This is a genomic window from Streptomyces mangrovi (assembly GCF_900114215.1).
GTDB lineage: Bacteria > Actinomycetota > Actinomycetes > Streptomycetales > Streptomycetaceae > Streptomyces > Streptomyces barkulensis.
In genome coordinates this window covers 197,172-214,644 of sequence record NZ_FOSG01000002.1, presented here as the reverse complement: position 1 = coordinate 214,644, position 17,473 = coordinate 197,172, and the positions used below count along the sequence as shown (strand labels likewise).

12 protein-coding genes are annotated in these 17,473 nt (G+C 73.4%); 6 read left to right on the top strand and 6 right to left on the bottom strand.

Going from position 1 to position 17,473, the window contains the following annotated elements; translation table 11 throughout:
- Window positions 1-139 precede the first annotated feature (139 nt).
- The 4 genes from BM237_RS03655 to BM237_RS03640 all read right to left on the bottom strand — a co-directional run bounded on the left by BM237_RS03655 (window position 140) and on the right by BM237_RS03640 (window position 6,834).
- On the bottom strand, window positions 140-3,931 hold the full coding sequence (locus BM237_RS03655; RefSeq protein WP_093847735.1) for a multifunctional oxoglutarate decarboxylase/oxoglutarate dehydrogenase thiamine pyrophosphate-binding subunit/dihydrolipoyllysine-residue succinyltransferase subunit: 3,792 nt from the start codon (window positions 3,929-3,931) through the stop codon (window positions 140-142).
- A 233-nt stretch (window positions 3,932-4,164) separates the two neighbouring features.
- Window positions 4,165-5,259, bottom strand: coding sequence for a HAMP domain-containing sensor histidine kinase (locus tag BM237_RS03650; protein ID WP_093847733.1), 1,095 nt, complete (start codon window positions 5,257-5,259; stop codon window positions 4,165-4,167).
- On the bottom strand, window positions 5,256-6,023 hold the full coding sequence (locus tag BM237_RS03645) for a response regulator transcription factor (RefSeq protein WP_093847731.1): 768 nt from the start codon (window positions 6,021-6,023) through the stop codon (window positions 5,256-5,258). The genes BM237_RS03650 and BM237_RS03645 overlap by 4 nt, the downstream gene beginning before the upstream one ends.
- Before the next feature lie 58 nt (window positions 6,024-6,081).
- Window positions 6,082-6,834 carry a spermidine synthase family protein gene (locus BM237_RS03640; RefSeq protein WP_245793382.1) on the bottom strand — a complete coding sequence of 251 codons (753 nt, stop codon included), beginning with the start codon at window positions 6,832-6,834 and terminating at the stop codon, window positions 6,082-6,084.
- Between the two features lie 158 nt (window positions 6,835-6,992).
- Between BM237_RS03640 and lon the strand changes: the two genes are divergently transcribed.
- Window positions 6,993-9,449 (top strand): endopeptidase La, encoded by a 2,457-nt coding sequence (gene lon, locus BM237_RS03635; protein WP_093847729.1) that lies wholly within the window; start codon window positions 6,993-6,995, stop codon window positions 9,447-9,449.
- Window positions 9,450-9,523: 74 nt separating this feature from the next.
- On the opposite strand, the gene BM237_RS03630 is transcribed toward lon, so the two are convergent.
- A complete protein-coding gene (locus BM237_RS03630) occupies window positions 9,524-10,321 on the bottom strand; it encodes a protein phosphatase 2C domain-containing protein (protein WP_093847727.1) in 798 nt (265 codons plus the stop codon).
- A 428-nt stretch (window positions 10,322-10,749) separates the two neighbouring features.
- Between BM237_RS03630 and BM237_RS03625 the strand changes: the two genes are divergently transcribed.
- The 5 genes from BM237_RS03625 to BM237_RS03605 all read left to right on the top strand — a co-directional run bounded on the left by BM237_RS03625 (window position 10,750) and on the right by BM237_RS03605 (window position 16,585).
- Window positions 10,750-13,575: a sensor histidine kinase gene (locus BM237_RS03625; protein WP_093847725.1), complete on the top strand. Its 2,826-nt coding sequence runs from the start codon at window positions 10,750-10,752 to the stop codon at window positions 13,573-13,575.
- Window positions 13,572-14,135 carry a roadblock/LC7 domain-containing protein gene (locus BM237_RS03620; RefSeq protein WP_093847723.1) on the top strand — a complete coding sequence of 188 codons (564 nt, stop codon included), beginning with the start codon at window positions 13,572-13,574 and terminating at the stop codon, window positions 14,133-14,135. The genes BM237_RS03625 and BM237_RS03620 overlap by 4 nt, the downstream gene beginning before the upstream one ends.
- Window positions 14,132-14,521 carry a DUF742 domain-containing protein gene (locus BM237_RS03615; protein WP_093662003.1) on the top strand — a complete coding sequence of 130 codons (390 nt, stop codon included), beginning with the start codon at window positions 14,132-14,134 and terminating at the stop codon, window positions 14,519-14,521. The genes BM237_RS03620 and BM237_RS03615 overlap by 4 nt, the downstream gene beginning before the upstream one ends.
- A gap of 105 nt (window positions 14,522-14,626) precedes the next feature.
- Window positions 14,627-15,244, top strand: a complete 618-nt coding sequence (locus tag BM237_RS03610) for a GTP-binding protein (RefSeq protein ID WP_093847719.1) — start codon at window positions 14,627-14,629, stop codon at window positions 15,242-15,244.
- Window positions 15,245-15,346: 102 nt separating this feature from the next.
- Window positions 15,347-16,585: a styrene monooxygenase/indole monooxygenase family protein gene (locus tag BM237_RS03605; RefSeq protein WP_093847718.1), complete on the top strand. Its 1,239-nt coding sequence runs from the start codon at window positions 15,347-15,349 to the stop codon at window positions 16,583-16,585.
- A 31-nt stretch (window positions 16,586-16,616) separates the two neighbouring features.
- On the opposite strand, the gene BM237_RS03600 is transcribed toward BM237_RS03605, so the two are convergent.
- The gene (locus tag BM237_RS03600; RefSeq protein ID WP_093847716.1) at window positions 16,617-17,297 is read right to left on the bottom strand and encodes a hypothetical protein; all 681 of its coding nucleotides are present in this window, start codon (window positions 17,295-17,297) and stop codon (window positions 16,617-16,619) included.
- Window positions 17,298-17,473 lie beyond the last annotated feature (176 nt).

Sequence of the window (17,473 nt, the reverse complement as noted above, 5' to 3'; positions counted from 1 at the left end):
CCGGATGGTCGTGCGTCGGTACCACGGGCGTGGGGCCCGTACCGTCGAGGTGACGGTACGGGCCCCACGGGGCCTGCGGACGGCGGCGGGCCGCCCTCGGCCCCTCTGCCGGTCTTGCCGGCCTCAGAGCCTCAGAGCCTCAGAGGTCGAAGACCTCGTTGACCAGCTGCTGCTGCTCGGCCTGGTGGCGCTTGGCCGAGCCCACCGCCGGGGAGGAGGACGACGGACGCGAGACCCGGCGCAGCCGGTCCGCGTTCGGGGCCTTCCCCGAGCCGATGAACAGGTCGAGGTGGTCCACCAGGTTGAGCGCGATGAACGGCCACGCGCCCTGGTTCGCCGGCTCCTCCTGCGCCCACACGATCGTCGAGGCGCCGGAGTAGCGGGCCATCTCGGCCTGGATCTCCTTGCTGGGCAGCGGGTACAGCCGCTCCAGCCGGATGATCGCGGTGTCGGTCACGCCCCGCTTGCTCCGCTCGGCGGCGAGGTCGTAGTAGACCTTGCCGGAGCAGAAGACGACCTTGCGCACCTGGGCCGGGTCCACCGAGGAGTCGCCGACGACCGGGCGGAAGCCGCCGGAGGTGAACTCCGCCGCCTTCGAGGTAGCCGCCTTGAGCCGGAGCATCGACTTCGGGGTGAAGACGATCAGCGGCTTGTGGTGCGGGTTGTGCACCTGCCAGCGCAGCAGGTGGAAGTAGTTCGACGGCAGGGTCGGCGCCGCGACCGTCATGCTGTTCTGCGCGCACAGCTGGAGGAAGCGCTCGATCCGGGCCGAGGAGTGGTCCGGGCCCTGGCCCTCGTAGCCGTGCGGCAGCAGCAGCGTGACGCCGGAGGTCTGGCCCCACTTCTGCTCGGCCGAGGAGATGAACTCGTCCACGACCGTCTGCGCGCCGTTGACGAAGTCGCCGAACTGCGCCTCCCACATCACCAGCGCCTCGGGGCGGGCCAGGGAGTAGCCGTACTCGAAGCCCATCGCCGCGTACTCGCTCAGCAGCGAGTCGTAGACGTTGAAGCGGGCCTGCTCCTCGGACAGGTACAGCAGCGGGGTGTAGTCCTCGCCGGTCTCCCGGTCCACCAGCACCGCGTGGCGCTGGCCGAAGGTGCCGCGGCGGGAGTCCTGGCCGGCCAGCCGGACGGGGGTGCCCTCCATCAGCAGCGAGCCGACGGCGAGCGTCTCGCCCATCGCCCAGTCGATCCTGTCCTCCTCCACCATCGCCGCGCGGCGCTGGAGCTGCGGCAGCAGCCTGGGGTGGACGGTGATCCGCTCGGGGATGTTGACCTGGGACTCGGCGATCCGCTTGAGGACCTCCGCGCTGACGCCGGTGTCCACCGAGACCGGGAACTCCGCCCGCGGGGCCGGAACCTCCGCCGGAGCCGGCTGGCTGGTGGCGTCGCGGACCTCGGTGAAGACCTTCTCCAGCTGCCCCTGGAAGTCCTGGAGCGCCTGCTCGGCCTCCTCCAGCGTGATGTCGCCCCGGCCGATCAGCGACTCGGTGTAGAGCTTGCGCACCGAGCGCTTCTTGTCGATCAGGTTGTACATCACCGGCTGGGTGAAGTGCGGGTTGTCGGCCTCGTTGTGACCGCGGCGGCGGTAGCAGATGAGGTCGATCACCACGTCCTTGTTGAACGCCTGGCGGAACTCGAAGGCCAGCCGCGCCACGCGCACGCAGGCCTCCGGGTCGTCGCCGTTGACGTGGAAGACCGGCGCCTCGATCATCCGCGCCACGTCCGTGGCGTACATCGAGGAGCGCGCCGACTCCGGCGGGGCGGTGAAGCCGACCTGGTTGTTGATGACCACGTGCACGGTGCCGCCGGTGCGGTAGCCGCGCAGCTGCGACATGTTCAGCGTCTCGGCCACCACGCCCTGGCCCGCGAAGGCCGCGTCGCCGTGGAGCTGGACGGGCAGGACGGTGAAGTCCGTGCCGCCCTTGCCGATGATGTCCTGCTTGGCGCGGGCCACGCCCTCCACCACCGGGTCCACGGCCTCCAGGTGGGAGGGGTTGGCGGTGAGGGAGACCTTGATCTCCTCGCCGTCCAGGCCGGTGAAGGTGCCCTCGGCGCCCAGGTGGTACTTCACGTCGCCGGAGCCGTGCATCGACTTCGGGTCGAGGTTGCCCTCGAACTCGCGGAAGATCTGGGCGTAGGACTTGCCCACGATGTTGGCCAGCACGTTGAGGCGGCCGCGGTGGGCCATACCGACGACGACCTCGTCCAGACGCGCCTCGGCGGCGGCGTCGAGCACGGCGTCCAGCATCGGGATGACGGACTCGCCGCCCTCCAGCGAGAAGCGCTTCTGGCCCACGTACTTGGTCTGCAGGAAGACCTCGAACGCCTCGGCGGCGTTCAGCCTGCGCAGGATGCGCAGCTGCTCGTCGCGCTCCAGCGAGGAGTGCGGGCGCTCGACGCGGTCCTGGATCCACTTGCGCTGCTTGGGGTCCTGGATGTGCATGTACTCGATGCCGGTGGTGCGGCAGTACGAGTCGCGCAGCACGCCCAGGATGTCGCGCAGCTTCATCAGGGACTTGCCGGCGAAGCCGCCGACCGCGAACTCCCGCTCCAGGTCCCACAGGGTGAGCCCGTGCTCGGTGATGTCGAGGTCGGGGTGCTTGCGCTGCTCGTACTCCAGCGGGTCGGTGTCGGCCATGACGTGGCCGCGGACCCGGTAGGAGTGGATCAGGTCGAAGACACGGGCGGCCTTGGTGACGTCGTCGTCGTGGGAGACGTCGATGTCGCGCAGCCAGCGCACCGGCTCGTAGGGGATGCGCAGCGCCTTGAAGATCTCGTCGTAGAAGTCGTTCTCGCCGAGCAGCAGCTGGTGCATGATCCGCAGGAACTCGCCGGAGGCGGCGCCCTGGATCACACGGTGGTCGTAGGTGCTGGTCAGCGTCATGACCTTGGAGACGCCCAGCTTGTTCAGGGTGTCCTGCGAGGTGCCCTGGAACTCCGCCGGGTACTCCATCGCGCCGACGCCGATGATCAGGCCCTGGCCGGGCATCAGGCGCGGCACCGAGTGGACGGTGCCGATGCCGCCGGGGTTGGTCAGCGAGGCGGTGACGCCGGAGAAGTCCTCCATCGTCAGCTTGTTGTTCCGGGCGCGGCGCACGATGTCCTCGTAGGCCTGCCAGAACTCGAAGAAGGTCAGCGTCTCGGCCTTCTTGATGGCGGCCACCACGAGCTGGCGGTCACCGTTGGGCTTGACCAGGTCGATGGCCAGGCCGAGGTTGACGTGGTCGGGCTTGACCAGCGTCGGCTTGCCGTCCTTCTCGGTGTACGAGTGGTTCATCGACGGCATCGCCTTGAGCGCCTGCACCATGGCGTAGCCGATGAGGTGCGTGAAGGACACCTTGCCGCCGCGGGCGCGCTTGAGGTGGTTGTTGATGACGATGCGGTTGTCGATGAGCAGCTTCACCGGGATCGCGCGCACCGACGTGGCGGTGGGCAGCTCCAGCGAGGCGTTCATGTTCCGGGCGACCGCGGCGGACGGGCCGCGCAGCGGCACGTACTCCGGTCCGGCCGCCCGGCCGTCCCCGCTCCCGGCGGGCGCGGCCTCGGTCGCGGGCTTGGCGGGCTCGCTCTTGGGAGGAGCGGCCTTGGCGGCCGGCTCGCTCTTCGCGGGCGCGGCCTTGGCGGGCTCGGCCGCGGGGGCCTTCGCGGCGGGCGCCGTCTGCCGCGGCTGAGAGGCCTGTGACGCCTGGGGCTCACCCGCGGGCTTCGACGCGCTGGGGGCCGCGGCACCTCCGGCGGCCTGTCCCGGCTTGTAGTCGGCGAAGAAGTCCCACCAAGCCCGGTCCACTGAGTTCGGGTCCTGGAGGTACTGCTGGTAGATCTCGTCGACGAGCCACTCGTTGGCACCGAAACCGGCGGCAGGACTCTTGCCCTGCCCGTCCTGTTCGGTCCTGGGAGAACTCGAAGTCTTGGGGGCCTGTGGCGACACGGCGGCAACCGCCCTCTTCCGCTTACCTGTGTGGGTGGACAGCAGAAATAAAGGCTACGCTCCCTGCGCCGTTCGGTGCAGTCGGCATGGTGTTTGCGTCGCCTAAGTCACATCCGCAGGTGCGTTTCGGCGCTTTCTTCGGCGGGAAACGAACATGGTTCGACTGCTTCAGGGAAGGGGCACCCCAGGGAGTGGCCCCTGCCTCGCTCCCTCACCTCGCGGCTGCTTCGAGCCTACGTCAACTCCAGTCCGGACGTATCGCCGGGAAGGGTGACGAGGATCCGGCAGCCGCTCGGGGATTCGGCCACCCCGATCCGCCCGCCGTGCAGATCCACCGCCCAGCGCGCGATGGCCAGCCCCAGCCCCGTGCCGCCGTCGCCGCCCTCGGCCGAGGCGGAGCGGCCGAAGCGCTCGAAGACCCTGGCGCGGTCCGCCTCCGGGATGCCCGGGCCCTCGTCCAGCACCTCCAGCTCCAGGCTCAGCGGGGCCCGGCCGGGGCGTGCCCGCACCGTCACCCGGCCGTGGGGCGGGCTGTGCTTGACGGCGTTGTCGATCAGGTTGGCGACCACCTGGTGCAGCCGCTCGGTGTCGGCGTACGCGACCATGTCCGAGGGGGTCACCTCCAGATGGAGGTGGACGTCGGTGCGGGAGTGCCCCTGACCCTTGGTCATGTTGGCCTCCTTGAGCACACCCGCCAGATAGGGCCACACCTCGAAGCGGCGCGAGTGCAGCGGCACCACGCCGTTGTCGAGTCTGGACAGGTCCAGCAGGTGTTCCACCAGGCGGCCCAGGCGCTCGGTCTGCCGCAGCGCGATGTCCATCGTCGCCGGATCGGCCTCGGAGACCCCGTCCACCACGTTCTCCAGCACCGCGCGCAGCGCCGCGATCGGGGTGCGCAGCTCGTGCGAGACGTTGGCCACCAGCTCCTTGCGGTGCCGGTCGGCGGCCTCCAGGTCGGCGGCCATGCGGTTGAAGGTCCCGGCCAGCTCGCCCAGCTCGTCGCGGCGGTCGACGCGGACCCGCCGGCTGTAGTCGCCGCGGGCCATCCGGCGTGCGGCGTTCGTCATCTCGTCCAGCGGCGCGGCCAGCCCGTGCGCCACGAACTGGGTGACCACCAGCGAGGCGATCACCGCGAGCAGGGCGATCACCCGCAGCTCGATGGCCGAGTGGACCGCGACGATGGTCAGCAGGGTGGTGATGGCCACCGTGACGATCACCAGCGCGCCCAGCGCGGCCTTCACGGAGCGGAACGGGTCCACGGGGCGCACGCTCTCCCAGAACCGGTTCCACAGGGAGCGCCGACGGCGGCCCGCGCCCGCCTGGCTCATGCCCAGTCGGGGGCCGGGGCGGGCGCCTCCAGCGCGTAGCCGACGCCGTGGACGGTGCGTATCCGCTCCGCGCCGATCTTCCGGCGCAGCGCCTTGATGTGACTGTCGACCGTACGTGTGCCCGAGGCGTCCGCCCAGTCCCACACCTCGGCCAGGAGCTGCTCGCGCGAGAGCACCGCGCGGGGGGAGTTGGCCAGGCAGACCAGCAGGTCGAACTCGGTCGGGGTGAGGTGGACGTCCCGGCCGGACACCCGCACCCGGCGCTGGGCGTTGTCGATCTCCAGCTCGCCCAGCCGCAGCGTGCCCGAGCGGGGGGAGGACGCGGCGATCGCGGCCCGCTCCACGCGGCGCAGCAGGACGTGGGCGCGCGCGACCAGCTCCCGCATGGAGAAGGGCTTGGTCATGTAGTCGTCCGCGCCGACCCCCAGGCCGACCAGCATGTCGGTCTCGTCGTCCCGGGCGGTGAGCATCAGCACCGGAACCGGCCGCTGCGCCTGCACCCGGCGGCAGACCTCCAGGCCGTCGAAGCCCGGCAGCATCACGTCCAGCACCAGCAGGTCGGGCTGCCACACCTCGGCCGCCTCCACCGCCGCCGGGCCGTCCCCGGCGGTGCGGACCTGGAAGCCCTCGGCGCGCAGCCGGGCGGCGACCGCCTCGGTGATGGTCGGGTCGTCCTCCACGACCAGAATCCGGCGCTGGGCGCCCGGGGTGGCCGCCGCGGCGGCGGTGCCGCCGTGGGACTGCGTGGTGTTCCTGAAGTCCATACGTCTCGCCCTACCGCTCGGTTTCTCGCTAGAGCGTAAACGGCACGTGTGCGGTGCGCTACGCCGGTCGGGTGGCGAGGTGGACCACGTCCGGGACGCCTCGGGCGACGGGCACCTCTTCGGTGCGCACCCGCGCGAACCCGGCATTCCGGAGTGCTTCGCCGAACGCCCGGGACGGCTGTGCGGACCACACGGCCAGCACCCCGCCCGGGGTGAGCCGCCGGGCGCAGGCGGCGAGCCCGGCGGGGGTGTAGAGCGAGCCGTTGTCCTCGGTGACCGTCCAGTCGGGGCCGTTGTCGACGTCCAGGCACAGCGCGTCGTACGTTTCGCCGCCGCCGGGGCCGCCTCCGGTCAGGTGTGCCAGGAGGTCGCCGGGGGCGATCCGCACCCGGGGGTCGGCCAGCGCCCCGGAGGAGATCTCGCCGAGCGGGCCCTCGCGGTGCCAGTCGATCACCGCCTCCTCCCGCTCGACCACGGTGATCCGCCCCCAGCGCGGCTCGGCCGCAGCCTCGGCCAGCGAGAAGCCGACGCCCAGTCCGCCGATCAGCACGGCCGGGGAGGGCCGGCCGCCGCCGGCGTCCAGCTCCTCGAGCGCGGCCCGCACCAGCAGGCGCTCGGAGCGGCCGTCGGAGGTGTCCATCAGGAAGCAGCCGTTGGCGATGATCTGGAGCAGCTCACCGTGCCGCCGCAGCACCACCTCGCCGTGGGGGCCGTCACGGCGGTCCAGGACGCGGGGGGCGCCGGTCCCGTGGCCGGCCGCCGTCTCGTACGCGGGGCGCGGGGAACGCGGGTTCTGCGTGTCGGCCGTCATGCCGACCATCCTGCCGGTGGCGGGCGGAGCGGGGCGGGCGGGCCGGTGAGCGCGGTGATCGCTCGCAGCGAACACGTGACGGGGAACACGGCGCGCCCTCCGGACATTGAACAGGCATTGAGTCGCTTCAGCTCAACTTGTCTGCCGAGGGAGAGATCATGGCTCTGTCGCCCGCAACGCTCACCCTGCCCGTGCTGCCGCTCGACGACGAGGTGGTGTTGCCCGGGATGGTGGTGCCGCTGGACCTGTCCGACACCGAGGTGCGGGCCGCGGTGGAGGCCGCCCAGTCCGCCGCGGGAGACGCCGCGGCCGGCCCCGACGGCCCCGACGGCCTCGGCGGCAAGGAGGGCAAGGAGGGCAAGGGGGAGAAGCCGCGGGTGCTGCTCGTGCCGCGCATCGACGGCTCCTACGCGGGCATCGGGGTGCTCGGCCGCGTGGAGCAGGTCGGCCGGCTGGCCGACGGCGACCCCGGCGCCCTGATCCGGGGCGTGAGCCGGGTCCGGATCGGCGCGGGCACCACCGGGCCGGGCGCCGCCCTGTGGGTGGAGGGCACCGAGATCGAGGAGAGAGTCCCCGATCCGCTGCCCGGCGCCGTCGCCGAACTCGTCAGGGAGTACAAGGCGCTGGCCACCAGCTGGCTGCGCAGGCGCGGCGCCTGGCAGGTCGTGGACCGCGTCCAGCAGATCGACGACCCCGGGCAGCTCGCCGACAACTCCGGCTACAGCCCGTTCCTGGGATCCGGGCAGCGCGTCAGGCTGCTGGAGACCACCGACCCGGTGGAGCGGCTGAGACTGGCCGTCACCTGGCTGCGCGACCACCTCGCCGAACAGGACGTCGCCGAGGCCATCGCCAAGGACGTCCAGGAGGGCGTGGACAGACAGCAGCGCGAGTTCCTGCTCCGTCGCCAGCTGGAGGCCGTCCGCAAGGAGCTGGCCGAGCTGAGCGGACAGGCGGAGGGCGAGGGCGACGACTACCGCGCCCGGGTGGAGGCGGCCGACCTGCCGCCCAGGGTTCGCGAGGCCGCCCTGAAGGAGGCCGACCGCCTGGAGCGCGCCCCCGAGCAGAGCCCCGAGAGCGGCTGGATCCGCACCTGGCTGGACACCGTCCTGGAGATGCCGTGGAACGAGCGGACCGAGGACGCCTACGACATCCCCGGCGCCCGTGCCGTCCTGGACGCCGACCACGCCGGCCTGGAGGACGTCAAGGAGCGCATCACCGAGTACCTGGCCGTCCGCAAGCGCCGGGCCGAACGGGGCCTGGGCGTGGTGGGGGGACGCCGGGGCGGGGCGGTGCTGGCCCTGGTCGGGCCGCCCGGGGTCGGCAAGACGTCCCTGGGCGAGTCCGTGGCCCGGGCGATGGGGCGGAAGTTCGTCCGCGTCGCGCTCGGCGGGGTGCGCGACGAGGCCGAGATCCGCGGCCACCGCCGCACCTACGTCGGCGCGCTGCCGGGCCGGATCGTGCGGGCCGTCAAGGAGGCCGGCTCGATGAACCCGGTCGTACTGCTCGACGAGATCGACAAGGTCGGCAGCGACTTCCGCGGCGACCCGGCCGCCGCCCTGCTGGAGGTGCTGGACCCCGCGCAGAACCACACCTTCCGCGACCACTACCTGGAGGTCGAACTCGATCTGTCCGACGTGGTGTTCCTGGCCACCGCCAACGTCCTGGAGGCGATCCCGCAGCCCCTGCTGGACCGCATGGAGCTGGTGCGGCTGGACGGCTACACCGAGGACGAGAAGGTCGTCATCGCCCGCGACCACCTGGTGCCCCGCCAGCGCGAGCGCGCCGGGCTGGAGGCCGGCGAGGTGGTGCTGGAGGAGGACGCGCTGCGCAGGCTCGCCGGCGAGTACACCCGCGAGGCGGGGGTGCGCGACCTGGAGCGGTCCGTGGCGCGGCTGCTGCGCAAGGTCGCGGCCCAGCACGAGCTGGGCGAGCGCGAGCTGCCGTCTACGGTCGGCGCGGACGATCTGCGCGCCCTGATCGGCCGCCCGCACCACACCCCGGAGTCCGCCCAGGACCCGGCCGGGCGGCGCACGGCCGTCCCCGGCGTGGCCACCGGGCTGGCCGTCACCGGCGCGGGCGGGGACGTCCTCCACGTCGAGGCGTCGCTGGCCGATCCGGAGACGGGCGGCTCCGGCCTGACGCTGACCGGGCAGCTGGGCGAGGTGATGAAGGAGTCCGCGCACATCGCCCTGTCCTACCTGCGCTCGCGGGGCGCCGAACTGGAGTTGCCGGTGGGTGATTTGAAGGACCGCGGCGTCCACCTCCACGTCCCGGCGGGCGCGGTGCCCAAGGACGGGCCGAGCGCGGGCGTCACCATGACGACCGCGCTGGCCTCGCTGCTGTCGGGCCGCCGGGTCCGCCCGGACGTGGCGATGACCGGTGAGGTGTCGCTGACCGGCCGCGTCCTGCCGGTCGGCGGGGTGAAGCAGAAGCTGCTGGCCGCCCACCGCGCCGGGATCACCACGGTGGTCATCCCCAGGCGGAACGAGCCGGATCTGGACGACGTGCCCGAGGAGGTGCTGCGCAAGCTGGAGGTCCACCCGGTCTCGGACGTCCGCCGGGTGCTGGAACTGGCCCTGGCCCCCGCCGAGGCGGACCTGCCGGTCGCGGCCTGAGCGGGCGGGCCGGGAACGGGCCGGGAAACCGGCCGGTGCCGTGTCAGCCGGGGTTCATCCCGGCTGACACGGCCCTAGAACTCCACCAGAACGGCCGTCGCGTCGTCGTGCGCCTTGCCACGGGGGAAGGCCGTGCCGGCGCGGTCGGCCGACTCGGCGGTGCGCACCCGCCCGATCAGTGAACGGGGCCCCTCCTTGCGGAGCACCGCCATCAGCGCGGTCCAGTCGCCCAGGCGGAAGGTGTCGGTCCAGCGCGTGACGCCGTCGCTCAACGCGGCCAGCGCGCGCACCCGTTCGCGTGGCGCCGAGCCCACCACCGCGCGCCCGGCCACCGCCGGGTCGGCCGCCGCGGTGAAGAAGCCGCCCTCGGCGTTGCGCAGGGACTCCAGATACGCGGCCCGCTCGGCCGGCGGCAGCGCCCGCGCGGCGGGCCGCAGCCCGTCCAGCCGGGGATCGAGGACGGGTGTCACCGATCCGTCCGCGCCCTCCACCAGCAGCGCCGAGTCCGAGAGCACCAGATACTCGACGGTCGAGTCGTCCCAGCGGACCAGCACCACCGTCGCCTGCGGAGTGCGGGGGTGAGAAAGGTCACACCCCGGGCCGTGGGTGGAGGCGGTCCGGCCGATGGCGGAGGCGAGGCACTCCCCGAGCTTCATATCCCGCCGCGAACCGGACAGTTCGAGCAGCGCCCCGCCCAGCCGGGCCACGTACCACGGCACGTCGTGCGCGCATCCGGTGTCGTCCGGGGGCGGGGTCACGCCGTCCAGCACCACCAGCGTCCCGCCCCTTCCCGCCGCAGGTAGGGCTACCGACGCGTAGTCCTCGTTGGGGACCTCGGGGCTGCCGGGCTCGCTCGCCATCTCGATCCGCATGCGCGCCAGTGTGCCGGAGGGGCCGGAGGGGAGGCGAGGGGCGGGCGCCGGCGGCAGGGCGGGCGGGGGAGCGGAATACAGGTCTGAACCACTGTCACGACCTGCGGGTTCTTCGCCGGAGTTCTACCGGAATCAGAGTGTCCGTGAAACGGTGGGCGCGAATATTGCCAAAAGGCCGGGCGGATTTCCAACCCCTGACCGGTGTGTGGCCGAACCGGTCGCGGCATCGGAGTTGTTCGGCAACTCCCCCGTGATGTTCACTCCTTCGAGTGGCCCGGCAGGGGGACCGCCTCCGCACCCGCCGCGACGATGGAAACGTCGGCCGCCGCGGGCAGCCGTGAACGGACGGGATACGGTCCCCTGCCGCACACATTGGACTGTCGCGTCCCGGACTGGTCCGGGACCGCGGAACGAGATTGCGAGCACGGGTGGGGAAGAAGCGACACCGGAGCAGCCGGCAGGACCTCCAGGACGGCACGGCCTCCGCACCGCCCCCCGCCGGGCGCCGGGCGCGGGTGCGCAACAGACTCCTCGCCTCCGTCGTCCTGTGCGCCGCCGCCGTGCTCGCCGCGGGCGCGCCCTCGGTGGCCACGGCCTCGCGCGATCTGACCGACTCCCAGCGGCTGGTCGACCGCGCCGACCTGGGCCGCCGCGCGGTCTCGCTCTCCCACGCCCTGGCCGACGAGCGCGACGCCGTCGTCCGCCGTATCGCCGCGGGCCGCACGACCGGGGACGGCGAGGGGCTCTCGGAGCGGGAGCGCGCCAGGGTGGACCGCGCCATCCGGGAGCTGGGCGCCGACGCCCCCGCCGACATACGCAGGCTGCTCGACGCCTTCCCCGACACCCGCCGGCAGGCCGTGGCCGGAGAGGGCGGCGCCGTCGAGACGTACGAGGCGTACACCCAGCTCATCCAGTCCCTCGGCGGCATCACCGCCGCCACCACCCGCGCCCTGCCCGCACGCGCCGAGAACGCGACGGCCGACGCGCTGCCCGACCTCGGACGCGCCGCCGAGCAGGCCTCCGCCGCCCGCGGGCTGCTGCTGGCCGCGCTCGCCGGCGAGGGGGAGCAGCCGCGTCTGACCGCCGCCGCCCAGCAGGCGCACCTGCGCGAGCAGGCCGCCCTCGCCGACTTCGACCAGACCGCGCTCGCCGACGACCGCGACGCGTACGCCAGGACCGTCACCGGAACCGACGTGACACTGGCCGAGCGCTATCTGGTCCGCCTCACCGACCAGCCGCGACTGGACCACCAGGACCGCTCCCTGAACTCCGATCGCGTGGCGTCCGCGCTGACCGCCCGGGTGGACCGCATGCGCAGCATGGAGTCCTCGCTGGCGGCCGCCGAGGTGAAGAGGCTGGAGGGGCTGCGCGACGACGACGTCACGGCGCTGGAGCTGCGCGCCGCCCTGCTGGGGGTCTGCCTGCTGCTCGCGGTGGGCATCAGCGTGCAGACCGCCCGTTCGATGGCCCGGCCGCTGGCCGTCCTGCGGCGCGGCGGCGAGCGGGTGGCCGCCGATCCGGTGGGCGAGGAGCCGGTGGTGTACACCGGCCGCAACGACGAGTTCGCCGATGTCGTACGCGCCGTCAACCGTCTGCGGGCCACCGCCGCCGAGCTGCACGAGCGCGCCGTCCGGGCGGAGACCGCGGCCGGCTCCGAGGCGGCCGGCTCCAAGCGGTCCGCCGACCCCGCGGGCGAGGCCGGAGCCGCCCCACTCGCCGCCGAACTCGCGGCCGTGCGCGAGCGGTTGACCGCTCTGACGACCGAACACGAAAGGCTGCTGCGCGAGCACGAGTCCGTCGGGGGAGAGCCCCCGGAGCGCCGCCAGGGCGCCTCCAACGGCACGTTCGTCCACCTCGGGCTGCGGACCCTGGGGCTGGTGGAGCGGCAGCTCGCCCTGATCGAGTCCATGGAGCACGAGGAGAAGGAGCCGGAGCGGCTCGCCTCCCTGTTCAAACTCGACCACCTCGCCACCCGGATGCGCCGCCACAGCGAGAACCTGCTCCTCCTGGCGGGCTCCGAGCACACCACCGGCCATCTGGAGCCGGTGCCGCTGCTGGACGTGCTGCGCGCCGCGGTCAGCGAGATCGAGCGCTACGAGCGGGTGGAGATCGCCACGCTGCCGCCGCACGCCCAGGTCTCCGGCTCAGCCGCCGACGACATCAGCCACCTGATCGCCGAACTGGTGGACAACGCCACAGCCTTCTCGCCGCCGGAGGCCGAGGTACGGCTGTCGGGCTGGATGCTGGAGAACGGCGAGATCATGCTCTCCGTCCAGGACGAGGGCATCGGCTCCTCTCCCGAGCGGCTGGCCGAGCTCAACGCCAAGCTGGCCGACGGGGCCTTCGCCGCACCCGAGGACGACGACGCGCTGGGCATGGGCCTGTACGTGGTGGCCCGGCTCGCCGCGCGGCACGGCGTACGGGTGCAGCTGCGCGAGCAGAAGCAGGGCGGCATCGCCGCGGTCGCCGTCCTGCCGCGCGCCCTGCTGCCCGACCGTCCGGTGCCCGGGGCCCTCGCGGGGGCCAGGACCGCCACCGCGGGCACGGCGCAGCCCCTGCCGGGCACGGTCGCCGAGGCCAACGGCAACGCGCTGCCGCCCCGGCCGGACCGCGCACGCCCGGCGGTGACGGACGCGCCGGACACGGGAGCGGACGCCACCGACGGCGCCGCCGCCCGCACCGCCGATGTCACCGAGACCGCGCCGATCCCCCGGATCACCGAGGACACCGTGCCGCCCCGGGCAGCCCGGGGCGCCGATGCCGCCGACACCGCCGACGACGCCGCCACCGGTGTCGCCGGTGGCGCGGAGGCCGGCGAGGCCGCGGCCGACCCCGCGCGCGATGCCCTGGTCCGGGCCGCAGGCCCGTACTACGTCGAGCCCGGGGACTTCCGCGAGCACAGCCGGACCCCGGACGAGGCACCGGCGCAGGCGCCCGAACCCGCCCCGGCCTCCGCTCCTGAGGACGGGACCCCGCCCGCCCCGCGGACCGTCACCGCCAAGGGGCTCCCCAAGCGCACACCGCAGACCGTGGAGACCGGAGCCGACGTCCCCCGCCCCCGTAAGGGCGGGCTGAAGGCCGATGAGCTGCGCAGGCGGCTCGGCGGCTTCCAGCAGGGCGCCCGGGACGGCCAGCGCGACGCGGAGGCGCAGATCGCCGCCGAGCAGGTCGCCGCCGGCCGGAGCGACGGCCCGGCGGACGACCGCGCGGAGGCGACGGACACGGGTGGCACTGTCGAGGAGGCACGCAAGTGAACGCGCCCACCACCGCACACACGCCCAGCAGGCAGGCACGCAACCTGCGCTGGCTGCTGTCCAATCTGGTCGACGAGGTCCCCGGCGTACGGTCCGTCGCCGTGGTGTCCTCCGACGGCCTGCTCCTGCTCTCCTCCGAACCGGGCGGAACGGCCGGCGCCACCGGTCCCGGCGGCGGACCGGACCGCGGGGAGAACGGTGGCGGGGAGCGCGCGGACGGCGCCGCCCCGCGCCGGGAGCCGGGCGGGCGGCCGGAGCGCGGTCCCAGGGACTCCGGCGCCGACCTGGCCACCATCGTCTCCGGCCTCGGCTCCCTCACCCAGGGCGCGTCCAAGCTGATGGACGCCGGGCCCGTCAAGCAGACCATGGTCGCGATGGACGAGGGCAGCCTGTTCGTGATGTCGATCAGCGACGGCTCGCTGCTCGGCGTCCACGCCGCGCCCGACTGCGACATGAGCGTCGTCGCGTACCACATGGCCCTCTTCGTCGGCCGGGCCGGACACGTCCTCACCCCCGAACTCCGCACCGAACTGCGCACGTCGATGGAGCTGGACCAGTGACATCCCACAGCCCGCTGCCCGTACGCAAACCCGCGCGCGTGCGCCCCTACTCCCTGACCGGCGGCCGCACCCGCTTCGGGCACGTCCTGCTGGTGGAGACCCTCGTCGCCGCCATCGAGGCCCCCGAAGCACGTCTGGAGCTGACCTCGGGGGGCCTGCGCGACCGGGTGATGCCCGAGATGCGGGCCATCGTCGAGCTGTGCCGCCGGATGCGCTCGGTCGCCGAGATCGCCGCCCGCCTGCGGATGCCGCTGGGCGTGGTGCGCGTACTGCTCAGCGACCTCGCCGACCAGGGGCGCATCCGGGTCTACGGCACCGGCTACGACAACGACCGCCCCGACCGCGCACTGCTGGAGAGGGTGCTGGGCGGACTCCGAAGGCTCTGACGAGCCCCTCCCGTACCTCCTCCCGCACCCCGTCCGGCGCGGAAGCCGGGCACAGACACCGAAGCAGACCCGACGCAGACCCGACGCAGACCCCGAGAAAGACCCGTGGTGGACGCCGTGAACGACCCGGCACAGAGCGCCGAGAAGCTCCAGCCCTGGCAGGAGGAGCGCGGACGCGCCCCGATCTCCGTCAAGATCGTGGTGGCGGGGGGCTTCGGCGTGGGCAAGACGACCTTCGTCGGCTCGGTCTCCGAGATCGAACCGCTGACCACCGAGGCGGTGATGACCCAGGCCAGCGAGGACACCGACGACCTCACCGCCACCCCCGAGAAGACCACGACCACGGTCGCCATGGACTTCGGCCGCGTCACCCTCGACGCCGACCTGGTGCTGTACCTGTTCGGCACCCCCGGCCAGCGGCGCTTCTGGTTCATGTGGGACGACCTGGCGCGCGGCGCGATCGGCGCCGTGGTGATGGCCGACACCCGGCGGCTGGAGGACTGCTTCCCGGCGCTCGACTACTTCGAGAGCTGCGCCCTGCCCTACGTCGTCGCCGTCAACCACTTCGAGGGGACGGAGTACTACGAGGCCGAGGACGTGCGTGAGGCGCTGTCCGTCCCCGACCGCGTGCCCGTCGTCATCATGGACGCGCGCAAGCGGGACACGGTCATCGACTCGCTGACGGCGCTCGTCGGCCACGCGCTGGACCTCACCCCCGCCTGACCGGCGACTCACGGTCCCGCACCGGCGCTCCACGCACCGGCGCCCCACGAACCCCCCACACCCAGGAACCCCATCACCCAGGCACTCCAGGGGAGAACCGCCATGCGGAAGATACTCATCGTCGGAGCCGGCCAGTCCGGTCTCCAGCTCGCGCTCGGCCTCCAGTCGCACGGCTACGAGGTCACCGTGATGTCGAACCGCACGGCGGACGAGATCCGCGGCGGCCGGGTCATGTCCACCCAGTGCATGTTCGACCAGGCCCTCCAGCACGAGCGCGACCTGGAGATCAACTTCTGGGAGGACCAGAGCCCGCGCACCGAGGGCCTGGGCGTCTCCGTCGTCGGCCCCGAGGGGTCCCGCCCCATCGACTGGGTGGGCCACCTGGACGGCCACGCCCAGTCGATCGACCAGCGCGTGAAGATGGCCGGCTGGCTGGAGACCTTCGCCCAGCGCGGCGGCCAGCTCGTCATCCACGGCGCGGCCGTCTCCGACCTGGACTTCTTCGCCCGCACCTACGACCTGGTGCTCGTCGCGGCCGGCAAGGGCGAGCTGGTGACGATGTTCGAGCGCGACGCCTCGCGCTCGCCGTACGACAAGCCGCAGCGCGCGCTGGCGGTGTCCTACGTGCACGGACTGGAGCGGCGCCCGGAGCACCCCGACATGCTGGCGGTGCGCTTCAACCTGGTGCCGGGCGTCGGCGAGCTGTTCATGATCCCCGGCTACACCGTCTCCGGCGCCTGCGACATCCTGTTCTGGGAGGGGATCCCCGGCGGCCCGCTGGACGTCTTCCAGGGCGTCAAGGACCCCGCCGAGCACCTGGACCTCACGCTGGAGCTGATGAAGCGCTTCACCCCGTGGGAGTACGAGCGGGCCCGCAAGGTCGAGCTGACCGACGCGGGCGGCACACTCGCCGGCCGCTACGCGCCGACCGTCCGCAAGCCGGTCGGCCGCCTCCCCTCGGGCGGCGCGGTGCTGGGCGTGGCGGACGTGGTGGTGGCCAACGACCCGATCACCGGCCAGGGCTCCAACACTGCCTCCAAGTGCGCCGCCTCCTACCTGGCCTCCATCCTGGAGCACGGGGACAGGCCGTTCGACGAGGAGTGGATGCGGGCCACCTTCGAGCGCTTCTGGGAGGACACGGCCCGGCACGTCACCAAGTGGTCGAACGGGCTGCTGGCGCCGCCGCCGGAGCACGTGCTGCAGCTGATCGGCGCGGGCATGGAGCACCAGGAGCTGGCGAACCGCTTCGCCAATGCCTTCAGCGACCCGTCCGACCTGGAGAACTGGTTCTTCGACCCGGAGAAGGCGCAGGCGTACCTGGCGAGCCTGGCCTCGGCCTGAGCGGCCCTCTCGCCGCCCTGCCGGGCGTCCGTCACCGGCCGCGCCGCGCCGCCTCCGCACGGCGCAGCGCGGCCAGTTCACCGTCGCCGAGCGAGGCGAGCGCCCGCTCCACCTCCGCCAGCCGCCGCCCGGCCGCGTCCCGCCGCCGCCCGCTGTCGGCGGCGAGCGTGAGCTGCCGGTCCAGGGCGCCGCGCGCCCGGGTCGCGAGCCGGTCCAGCCGCCGCTCCTCGGCCGACAGCCGGGCCGCCGCGGCCGCCCGGTCGCCCAGCACCCGCTCCACCGCCCGTCCGTGCTCCAGCAGTGTCCGCACCTCCCGCTCGTCGCGGCCGAACAGCAGCCGCAGGGAGGGCGGAAGCACCTCGGAGGAGCTCCGGTAGCGCTGCCTGGCCAGCCGTCCGGCCTCGTCGCGGGCCTCGGCCAGCCGTACGCGGACGCCGGCCAGTTCGCGCTGGAGCCGGTCGACCTTCCCGCGCCGCTCGGACGCCTCCTGTTCGACGGCGCCGTGCGTCTCGCCGGCGGTCTCGGCCCGCCGGTACAGGTCCCGCATCCGGGTCAGCAGTTCGCTGACGGGCGCGTCACCGGCCGCCGGGGCCGAGGGAGGGGGCGGGGGAGAGGGGGCAGCGGCGGCGGTCGGCCCCGGCCCCGCGGCGACCGCGGCACCGGTCACCGCCGCCACCACCGCCCGCACCAGACGGACCCGCACCCTCGACACCGGATCACCTCCGCGCTCCGCACCGCCACCGCCTTCGCGGGTTTCCCCGCGAAGGCCCTGCGGCGATCGTGGCACGCGGGGCCGGGACTGGCCTCCGCAGCGGCGCCCCGGCTGCGGCAAACGCGTCAGAACTCCGCGACAGGGGCGCCGGCCGGGCGAAGCGGCCCGGCCGGCGT

Coding starts and splice junctions, on each gene's coding strand:
- BM237_RS03650 (WP_093847733.1), bottom strand. CDS start 5,259: ATGAGCCAGGCGGGCGCGGGCCGCCGTCGGCGCTCCCTGTGGAACCGG.
- BM237_RS03640 (WP_245793382.1), bottom strand. CDS start 6,834: ATGACGGCCGACACGCAGAACCCGCGTTCCCCGCGCCCCGCGTACGAG.
- lon (WP_093847729.1), top strand. CDS start 6,993: ATGGCTCTGTCGCCCGCAACGCTCACCCTGCCCGTGCTGCCGCTCGAC.
- BM237_RS03605 (WP_093847718.1), top strand. CDS start 15,347: ATGCGGAAGATACTCATCGTCGGAGCCGGCCAGTCCGGTCTCCAGCTC.
- BM237_RS03645 (WP_093847731.1), bottom strand. CDS start 6,023: ATGGACTTCAGGAACACCACGCAGTCCCACGGCGGCACCGCCGCCGCG.
- BM237_RS03630 (WP_093847727.1), bottom strand. CDS start 10,321: ATGCGGATCGAGATGGCGAGCGAGCCCGGCAGCCCCGAGGTCCCCAAC.